This is a genomic window from Streptomyces sp. PsTaAH-124, from assembly GCF_000373685.1.
GTDB lineage: Bacteria > Actinomycetota > Actinomycetes > Streptomycetales > Streptomycetaceae > Streptomyces > Streptomyces andamanensis.
Genome location: NZ_KB892171.1, coordinates 162,910 through 172,314 on the forward strand (window position 1 = coordinate 162,910; position 9,405 = coordinate 172,314).

Sequence of the window (9,405 nt, forward strand, 5' to 3'; positions counted from 1 at the left end):
ATCCCCGCAGACCTGAAGGTCGGTCCCATGCCTCCCACGCTCGCCTCGCTCGTCCACCACTCCGCGCTCAAGCTGACCGTGCGCGCGGGCGGGGACGGTCTGGACGTGCCGGTCCGCTGGGCGCACGTCAGCGAGCTGGCCGACCCCGTGCCGTACATGGAGGGCGGCGAGCTGCTGCTGATCACCGCGCTCAAGCTGGACGCGGAGAACCCGGAGGCCATGCGCCGCTACGTGAAGCGGCTCGTGCAGGCGGGGGTGGTCGGGCTCGGCTTCGCCGTCGGGGTGAACTACGAGGAGGTGCCCGAGGCGCTCGTGACCGCCGCCGAGGAGGAGGGGCTGCCCCTGCTGGAGGTGCCCCGGCGCACGCCCTTCCTCGCGATCAGCAAGGCGGTCTCCGCGGCCATCGCCGCCGACCAGTACCGCGCGGTCACGGCGGGCTTCGCCGCCCAGCGCGAACTGACGCGGCAGGCGCTCGGCTCCGGGCCCGAGGGGCTGCTCACCGCGCTGGCCGCCCAGGTCGACGGCTGGGCGGCGCTCTACGACGCCTCGGGCGCCGTCGTCGCCGCCGCACCCGAGTGGGCGGTCCGCCGCGCCGCCCGGCTCACCGCCGACGTCGAACGGCTGCGCGACAGACCCGCGCCCGCCTCCGCCGTGGCCGGTGTGCCCGAGACCGAGGACCGCGTGGAACTGCACTCCCTGGGCACCGGCCGACGCCCGCGCGCCGCCCTCGCCGTGGGCACCGCCGCCACCCTGGGCACCGCCGAGCGCTACGCCGTGCACTCCGCCATCGCCCTGCTGACCCTCACCACGGAACGCTCCCGCTCCCTGCACGCGGCCGAGCAGCGCGTCGGCGGGGCCGTGCTGCGGATGCTGCTCGCCGGGCAGCCCGACCACGCGCGGGCCGTCGCCGGTGACCTGTACGGCGACCTGCTGGACGCGCCGTTCCGGGCGATCGTCGCCGAGGTGGCGTCGGCGTCCGCCGCGCGGGCACACGCCGACGCGCACGCGCGCGTGCAGGCCGCCAAGCCCGCCCCGGCCGCCGTGCCCGCCGCCGTGGGTACCGGCGGCGACCCGCTCGCGGGCCTCGCCGAGGTGGTGGAGGCCGCCGCCGCGCGCTCCGGCGAGGCGGTGCTCGTGGTGCCCGACGGGGAGCGGCTGGTGGTGCTGGCCGGTGACGGCGGCGCGGCCGTCACCGCCTGCGGGGAGTACGCGGGCGTGCTGGAGGCGGCTCGGGCCGCCGCCGTCCCCGAGCAGCCGGCCGGCGAGGCGGCCGAACTGGTCGTGGGCCTGTCCGCCCCCGCCGGACCGATCGCCGCGGCCGCCGCCTTCAAACAGGCCGAGCAGGCCCTGTCCGTCGCGCGGCGGCGCGGCCGGGTCCTGGTCGAGCACGAGCAACTGGCCTCGGGTTCGGTGCTGCCGCTGCTCGCCGACGACGCCGTACGGGCGTTCGCGGACGGGCTGCTGCGCGCGCTGTACGAGCACGACGCGACCGGCCGCGGCGACCTGGTGGCCAGCCTGCGCGCCTGGCTCTCCCGGCACGGCCAGTGGGACGCGGCCGCCGCCGACCTCGGCGTCCACCGGCACACCCTGCGCTATCGCATGCGCCGCGTCGAGGAGATCCTCGGCCGCTCCCTGGACGACCCGGACGTCCGCATGGAACTCTGGCTCGCCCTCAAGGCCACAGCCCCGGAATAGCCCCGCCCCGAGCCCGTCACCTGCCCGGAGGCCACTGTTCCGGAACCTCGACGGCCCCTGAGCCGGACGCAGGCCCCTGAGCCCGTCGCTCGCCCACGGCTGGGTGCCGGTCCTCGAACCCCGCCCCGGGGCCGGCGCCGAGCCCGGTCCGCCTCCCGGGCGACCCGGCCGTATGTGCCTGGGCACGGCGCCTGCCCGTGGCGCGATGTCCGCCCCGAGGCTCCGTACTGGCCTCGGCGCGACCCCCGAGCCCGCATCCCGGCCGCCTCGTCGGTGCGGTGCGGTGCGGTGCGGTGCGCCTGCCCGCCCGCAGCGCTTGTCCGCGACGCGGTCTCCGCCCTGCACCCCGTCCCGGGCCCGGTGCCCGACGCCGGGTCCCGGCCCTTGGCCCGGCACCCGCCCTGCCGCTCCCGGGGCCCGGCACCCGCCCTGCCGCTCCCGGCGCCCGGCGCCCGGCGCCCGCTCCTGACCCCGCACCCACCGTGCCTCACCGCCACCCCGCCCCCACCCACCCACACCCCGCCCCCACCTGCGCCAAACCGGCGTAGACCCCCCGCATACTGCTCCACCCCGGACAAGCGCCGCCGGGCCGGTGCCGCCCTACCGTTGTCGTCGCAAGCAGTCATCACCACTCACCTCCTACGCGGAAGGGCCGGGATTCGTTCAATGACATCCACCACCGCCTTCTGGCTCGCCGGCCGCCAGGCCACCGGCGAGGACACCTTCGACGTCACCTCCCCGTGGGACGGCCGGACCGTCGGGCAGGTCAGCGTGCCGACCGACGCCCAGGTCGAGGAGGCCGTGGCCGCCGCGCACGCCGTGCTGGAGGAGTTCGCCGGCACCCCGGCCCACGTACGCGCCGCCGCGCTCGACCACGTCGGCAAGCGGCTGACCGAGCGCACCGAGGAGATCGCGCAGCTGATCTCCGCCGAGAACGGCAAGCCGGTCAAGTGGGCGCGCGGCGAGGTCGGGCGTGCGGTGTCGGTGTTCCGGTTCGCCGCGGAGGAGGCCCGCCGGTTCAACGGCGGGGAGGCCCAGCGCCTGGACACCGACGGCGGCGGTCAGGGCCGCCTCGCGCTCACCCGCCGCTTCCCCAAGGGCGTCGTCCTCGGCATCGCGCCGTTCAACTTCCCGCTGAACCTGTGCGCCCACAAGGTCGCCCCCGCGATCGCCGCCGGTGTCCCGATCATCCTCAAGCCGGCCCCGGCCACCCCGCTGTCCGGTCTGATCCTCGGTGAGCTGCTGGCCGAGACCGAGCTGCCCGCCGGTTCCTGGTCCATCCTGCCGGTCTCCAACGACCGGATGCCCGCCCTGGTCCAGGACGAGCGGCTGCCGGTCATCTCCTTCACGGGTTCCGAGAAGGTCGGCTACGCGATCATGGACTCGGTGCCGCGCAAGCACTGCACCCTGGAGCTGGGCGGCAACGGCGCGGCCGTCGTCCTCGCCGACTGGGCGAGCGACGAGGACCTGGACTGGGCGGCGACCCGCATCGCCACCTTCTCCAACTACCAGGGCGGCCAGTCCTGCATCTCGGTGCAGCGCGTGATCGCCGACGCCGCCGTCTACGACCGGCTGCTGCCGCGCGTCGTCGCCGCCGTCGAGGCCCAGGTCACCGGCGACCCGTCCGACCCGAAGACGGACGTCGGCCCGCTGGTCAGCGAGGACGCCGCGCGCCGCGTCGAGTCCTGGGTGCGGGAGGCCGCCGACGCCGGCGCCACCGTGCTCACCGGCGGCAAGCGCGACGGCGCCTCCTACGCGCCGACCGTGCTCACCGACGTGCCCGCCGACACCACCCTCGCCCGTGAGGAGGTCTTCGGCCCGGTCCTGACCGTGCAGAAGGTGAACGGCGAGGCGGAGGCGTTCGCCGCGGTCAACGACTCCAAGTACGGCCTCCAGGCAGGTGTGTTCACGCACGACGTGCAGACCGCCTTCCGCGCCCACCGCGCCCTGGAGGTGGGCGGCGTGGTCGTCGGCGACGTGCCGTCCTACCGCGCCGACCAGATGCCCTACGGCGGCGCCAAGCAGTCCGGCGTCGGCCGCGAGGGCGTGCGCTACGCCATGGACGACTACACCTACGAGCGCGTCCTCGTCCTGACCGGCCTGGCCCTCTAGGACCTGTCAGGAGCGGTCGAACAGATCGAACCGGCCGGACCGGTCACACCGTCCGGGCCGGTCACCGGCGACGACGGCCGGAGCCCACTGTGCGGGGGCTCCGGCCGTCGTCGTCCTGTACCGGGACGCCCGGCACCCCGCCCGCCCCCGCGAACAGCCGCCCGCCCGCCGACCCCCGCGAACAGCCGCACGAGGTGGTGGCCCCGCCCGCCATCGGGTACATACGAACCAGGAGTACCGGTCGGTGGCGAACGCCCCCGAGATCCCTGTTCGCGAGGCCCGTCCTCGCGGTGAGGTGAGCCCCATGACCGCACCAGCGACCAGCAGCCCCACCGTGAGCGAGCGCGAGGCCCGGCAGGTGGCGGAGGCCGCCCGGGAGCAGCACTGGCGCAAGCCCAGCTTCGCCAAGGAACTCTTCCTCGGCCGCCTGCGGCTCGACCTCGTCCACCCGCACCCGCTCCCGGCCGCCGACGACGTCCGGCGCGGCGAGGCGTTCCTGGCCCGGCTCCGCGACTTCTGCGAGACCCGGGTCGACTCCGCCCGCATCGAGCGCGAGGCACGCATCCCCGACGAGGTCGTCACCGGGCTCAAGGAACTGGGCGCCCTCGGCATGAAGATCGACACCAGGTACGGCGGCCTCGGCCTCACCCAGGTGTACTACAACCGGGCGCTCGCCCTGGCCGGTTCCGCCAGCCCCGCACTCGGCGCGCTGCTGTCCGCGCACCAGTCGATCGGCGTACCGCAGCCGCTGAAACTCTTCGGCACCCAGGAGCAGAAGGACACCTTCCTGCCGCGCTGCGCCCGCACCGACATCTCCGCCTTCCTGCTCACCGAGCCGGACGTCGGCTCCGACCCGGCCCGGCTGGCGACCACGGCCGTGCCGGACGGGGACGCGTACGTGCTGGACGGCGTGAAGCTGTGGACGACCAACGGGGTCGTCGCCGACCTCCTCGTCGTCATGGCGCGCGTGCCGAGGTCCGAGGGCCACCGCGGCGGCATCACCGCCTTCGTCGTCGAGGCCGCCGCCGAGGGCGTCACGGTCGAGCACCGCAACGCGTTCATGGGCCTGCGCGGCATCGAGAACGGCGTCACCCGCTTCCACCGGGTCCGCGTCCCGGCCGCCCACCGCATCGGCGAGGAGGGCCAGGGCCTGAAGATCGCCCTGACCACCCTCAACACCGGGCGGCTCTCCCTGCCCGCGATGTGCGCGGGCGCGGGCAAGTGGTGCCTGAAGATCGCCCGCGAGTGGTCGGGGGTCCGTGAGCAGTGGGGCAAGCCGGTCGCGCTGCACGAGGCGGTCGGCTCCAAGATCTCCTTCATCGCCGCCACCACCTTCGCCCTGGAGGCGGTCCTCGAACTGTCGTCCCAGATGGCCGACGAGGACCGCAACGACATCCGCATCGAGGCCGCCCTCGCCAAGCTCTACGGCTCCGAGATGGCCTGGCGGATGGCCGACGAACTGGTGCAGATCCGCGGCGGCCGCGGCTTCGAGACGGCCGACTCCCTCGCCGCCCGCGGCGAACGCGCCGTCCCTGCCGAGCAGATGCTGCGCGACCTGCGCATCAACCGCATCTTCGAGGGCTCCACCGAGATCATGCACCTGCTGATCGCACGCGAGGCCGTCGACGCGCACCTCGCGGTCGCCGGGGACCTCATCGACCCCGCCAAGTCCCTGCCGGACAAGGCGCGCGCGGGCGGGCGCGCCGGTGTCTTCTACGCCAGGTGGCTGCCGAAGCTCGTCGCGGGCCCCGGCCAACTGCCGCTCTCGTACGCGGAGTTCCATCCGCGCGGGCACGCCGACCTCTCCGGCCATCTGCGCTACGTCGAGCGCCACGCCCGCAAGCTCGCCCGCGCCACCTTCTACGCCATGACCCGCTGGCAGGGCCGGATGGAGAGCAAGCAGGGCTTCCTCGGCCGGGTCGTCGACATCGGCGCCGAACTGTTCGCGATGAGCGCCGCCTGCGTACGCGCCGAACTCCTGCGCACCCGCGGCGAGCACGGCCGCGAGGCGTACCAGCTCGCCGACGCCTTCTGCCGCCAGTCCCGTGTCCGCGTCGGCGAACTCTTCGACCGGCTGTGGACCAACACCGACGACATCGACCGCACGGTCGTCAGGGGCGTCCTCGGCGGCGTCTACACGTGGCTGGAGCAGGGCATCGTCGACCCCTCGGACGACGGCCCCTGGATCGCGGAGCCGGAACCCGGCCCCGGCGGACGGGAGAACGTCCACCGGCCGATCCGCTAGCACCACCGGCCGTACCGCCGGGGCGGCCCCGCCCCGACCCGGCTCGGCCCGCCCCACCGGTCCGCACTCTCCCGACCGTCCCCGGCCGTCCCCATCCCTCCCCGGCCGTCCTGGGCCACTCCCGGCCATCCCCGGCCGCTCCCGGCCGTGTCCGGGACCGCGCTGTCCTGAGCCGGAGCCGTTGCGGCCACAATGGGGGGATGAGCGACAGTCCAGCCCCTCTCGCCGATCCGCATCTCGTCTTCGACCCCGCAGGCGGCGACGGACCCAGGGACGTGGTCGTCCTCGGGTCCACCGGATCCATCGGTACCCAGGCCATCGACCTCGTGCTGCGCCACCCGGACCGCTTCCGGGTCACCGCCCTGTCCGCCAACGGCGGCCGGGTCGGTCTCCTCGCCGAGCAGGCGTTCCGGCTGCGGGCGCGGACCGTGGCCGTGGCCCGCGAGGACGTCGTACCGGCCCTGCGCGAGGCGCTGGCCGCGCAGTACGGCGGCGGCGAACCGCTTCCCGAGATCCTCGCCGGGCCCGACGCGGCCACCCAGCTCGCCGCCTCCGACTGCCACACCGTCCTCAACGGCATCACCGGCTCCATCGGCCTCGCTCCGACCCTCGCCGCTCTGACGGCGGGCCGCACCCTCGCGCTCGCCAACAAGGAGTCGCTCATCGTCGGCGGCCCGCTGGTCAAGGCGCTCGCCGCGCCGGGGCAGATCATCCCGGTGGACTCCGAGCACGCCGCCCTCTTCCAGGCCCTCGCGGCCGGTACCAGGGCCGAGGTGCGCAAGCTCGTGGTCACCGCGTCCGGCGGCCCCTTCCGCGGCCGCACCAAGGAGGATCTGGCCCACGTCACCGTCGAGGACGCCCTCGCCCACCCCACCTGGGCGATGGGCCCGGTGATCACGGTGAACTCCGCCACCCTCGTCAACAAGGGCCTGGAGGTCATCGAGGCCCATCTGCTGTACGACATCCCCTTCGAACACATCGAGGTCGTCGTGCACCCGCAGTCGTACGTCCACTCGATGGTCGAGTTCACCGACGGCTCCACGCTCGCCCAGGCGACGCCCCCCGACATGCGCGGGCCCATCGCCATCGGCCTCGGCTGGCCCGAACGGGTGCCCGACGCGGCGCCCGCCTTCGACTGGAGCAAGGCTTCCACCTGGGAGTTCTTCCCGCTCGACACCGAAGCCTTCCCCTCGGTCGGCCTCGCCCGGCACGTCGGCCGGCTCGCGGGCACCGCCCCGGCCGTGTTCAATGCGGCCAACGAGGAGTGCGTCGACGCGTTCCTGCGCGGCGCGCTGCCGTTCAACGGGATCATGGAGACCGTGACACAGGTGGTCGAGGAACACGGCACACCCGCCACGGGAACTACTCTGACCGTGCCGGACGTCCTCGAAGCGGAGACCTGGGCCCGCTCCCGCGCCCGGGAACTGACAGCGCAATCGGCGACCGCGGAGGCGCGTGCATGACGTCCCTGATGATGATCCTCGGCATAGTCGTCTTCGTGATCGGCCTGCTGGTCTCCATCGCATGGCACGAGCTGGGGCATCTGTCCACGGCCAAGCTCTTCGGCATCCGGGTGCCGCAGTACATGGTCGGCTTCGGACCGACGATCTTCTCGCGCAAGAAGGGCGAGACGGAGTACGGCATCAAGGCCATCCCGTTCGGCGGCTACATCCGCATGATCGGCATGTTCCCGCCGGGCGACGACGGCCGGGTCACCGCCCGCTCGACCTCGCCCTGGCGCGGCATGATCGAGGACGCCCGCTCGGCCGCCTTCGAGGAACTGGAGCCCGGCGACGAGAAGCGCATGTTCTACACGCGCGCCCCGTGGAAGCGGGTCATCGTCATGTTCGCCGGCCCCTTCATGAACCTCGTCCTGGCGGTCGCGCTGTTCCTCGTCGTGCTGATGGGCTTCGGCATCTCGCAGCAGACCACCGCCGTCAGCTCGGTCTCGCAGTGCGTCATCGCGCAGAGCGAGAACCGCGACACCTGCACCAAGGCCGACGCCCCCTCCCCGGCCGCGGCGGCGGGCCTGCGGGCCGGTGACCGGATCGTCTCCTTCGACGGCGTGAAGACCGACGACTGGGACCGGCTCTCCGACCTGATCCGCGCCACCCCCGGCAAGGACGTGCCGATCGTCGTCCACCGCGACGGCCGGGACCTCACCCTGCACGCGAAGATCGCCAGCAACCAGGTCGCCGAGAAGGACGCGCACGGCCAGATCGTCCAGGGCAAGTACGTCACCGCGGGCTTCCTCGGCTTCAGCGCCGCCACCGGCATCGTCCGCCAGGACTTCGGCGAGTCCGTGAGCTGGATGGGCGACCGGCTCGGCGAGGCCGTCGACTCCATCGCGAGCCTGCCCGGCAAGATCCCCGCCCTGTGGGACGCCGCCTTCGACGGCGCGCCCCGCCAGCCCGACTCGCCCATGGGCGTGGTCGGCGCCGCCCGCGTCGGCGGCGACATCTTCACCCTGGACATCCCGCCCACCCAGCAGCTGGCCATGGCCATGATGCTGGTCGCCGGGTTCAACCTCTCCCTGTTCCTCTTCAACATGCTCCCGCTGCTCCCGCTGGACGGCGGCCATATCGCCGGTGCCCTGTGGGAGTCGCTGCGCCGCAACCTCGCCAGGGTGCTGCGCCGCCCGGACCCGGGCCCGTTCGACGTGGCGAAGCTGATGCCGGTCGCCTACGTGGTGGCCAGCGTCTTCATCTGCTTCACGATCCTGGTGCTGATCGCCGACGTCGTTAACCCCGTCAAAATCACCTAGCCACCGATTGTTCGAGGCGGCCGGACGGGCACCCTGTCCGGCCGCCTTCCATCGAGTGGGTTTGCCGGGTGGGATGTGCCGATGATCGGGGCGGTGCCGTAATCTCGAAGCCTGGAGCCCGCCGCTGAACGGGGCCGGACCTTGATCCACGACTTGGGGTTGCACAGCAGATGACTGCGATTTCTCTCGGCATGCCGTCCGTTCCGACCAAGCTCGCCGAGCGCCGCCGGAGCCGGCAGATCCAGGTCGGGTCCGTGGCGGTCGGCGGAGACGCGCCGGTGTCGGTGCAGTCGATGACGACGACGCGTACGTCGGACATCGGTGCGACGTTGCAGCAGATCGCGGAGTTGACGGCGTCGGGGTGTCAGATCGTGCGGGTGGCGTGTCCGACGCAGGATGATGCGGATGCGTTGGCGGTGATCGCGCGGAAGTCGCAGATTCCGGTGATCGCGGACATTCATTTCCAGCCGAAGTATGTGTTCGCCGCGATCGAGGCGGGGTGTGCGGCGGTGCGGGTGAATCCGGGGAACATCAAGAAGTTCGACGATCAGGTGCGGGAGATCGCGCGGGCGGCGAAGGATCATGGGAC

At 73.4% G+C, this 9,405-nt stretch carries 6 protein-coding genes; all 6 read left to right on the plus strand.

Going from position 1 to position 9,405, the window contains the following annotated elements; all coding sequences use genetic code 11:
• Positions 1-27 precede the first annotated feature (27 nt).
• A complete protein-coding gene (locus tag B086_RS0119100) occupies positions 28-1,695 on the plus strand; it encodes a PucR family transcriptional regulator (protein WP_018568034.1) in 1,668 nt (555 codons plus the stop codon).
• A gap of 666 nt (positions 1,696-2,361) precedes the next feature.
• Positions 2,362-3,807: an aldehyde dehydrogenase family protein gene (locus tag B086_RS0119105; RefSeq protein ID WP_018568035.1), complete on the plus strand. Its 1,446-nt coding sequence runs from the start codon at positions 2,362-2,364 to the stop codon at positions 3,805-3,807.
• Positions 3,808-4,111: 304 nt separating this feature from the next.
• Positions 4,112-6,052, plus strand: coding sequence for an acyl-CoA dehydrogenase family protein (locus B086_RS0119110; RefSeq protein ID WP_018568036.1), 1,941 nt, complete (start codon positions 4,112-4,114; stop codon positions 6,050-6,052).
• A gap of 200 nt (positions 6,053-6,252) precedes the next feature.
• Positions 6,253-7,515, plus strand: a complete 1,263-nt coding sequence (gene dxr / locus B086_RS0119115; protein WP_026252567.1) for a 1-deoxy-D-xylulose-5-phosphate reductoisomerase — start codon at positions 6,253-6,255, stop codon at positions 7,513-7,515.
• Positions 7,516-7,523: 8 nt separating this feature from the next.
• Positions 7,524-8,816, plus strand: coding sequence for a M50 family metallopeptidase (locus B086_RS0119120; protein WP_199785564.1), 1,293 nt, complete (start codon positions 7,524-7,526; stop codon positions 8,814-8,816).
• A 170-nt stretch (positions 8,817-8,986) separates the two neighbouring features.
• The coding region (locus tag B086_RS0119125; RefSeq protein WP_018568039.1) for a flavodoxin-dependent (E)-4-hydroxy-3-methylbut-2-enyl-diphosphate synthase at positions 8,987-9,405 on the plus strand (419 nt) is incomplete at its 3' end.

Excerpts from the sequence above, each read along its gene's own strand:
- B086_RS0119100 (WP_018568034.1), top strand. The coding sequence starts at position 28 with ATGCCTCCCACGCTCGCCTCGCTCGTCCACCACTCCGCGCTCAAGCTG.
- B086_RS0119105 (WP_018568035.1), top strand. The coding sequence starts at position 2,362 with ATGACATCCACCACCGCCTTCTGGCTCGCCGGCCGCCAGGCCACCGGC.
- B086_RS0119110 (WP_018568036.1), top strand. The coding sequence starts at position 4,112 with ATGACCGCACCAGCGACCAGCAGCCCCACCGTGAGCGAGCGCGAGGCC.
- dxr (WP_026252567.1), top strand. The coding sequence starts at position 6,253 with ATGAGCGACAGTCCAGCCCCTCTCGCCGATCCGCATCTCGTCTTCGAC.
- B086_RS0119120 (WP_199785564.1), top strand. The coding sequence starts at position 7,524 with ATGATGATCCTCGGCATAGTCGTCTTCGTGATCGGCCTGCTGGTCTCC.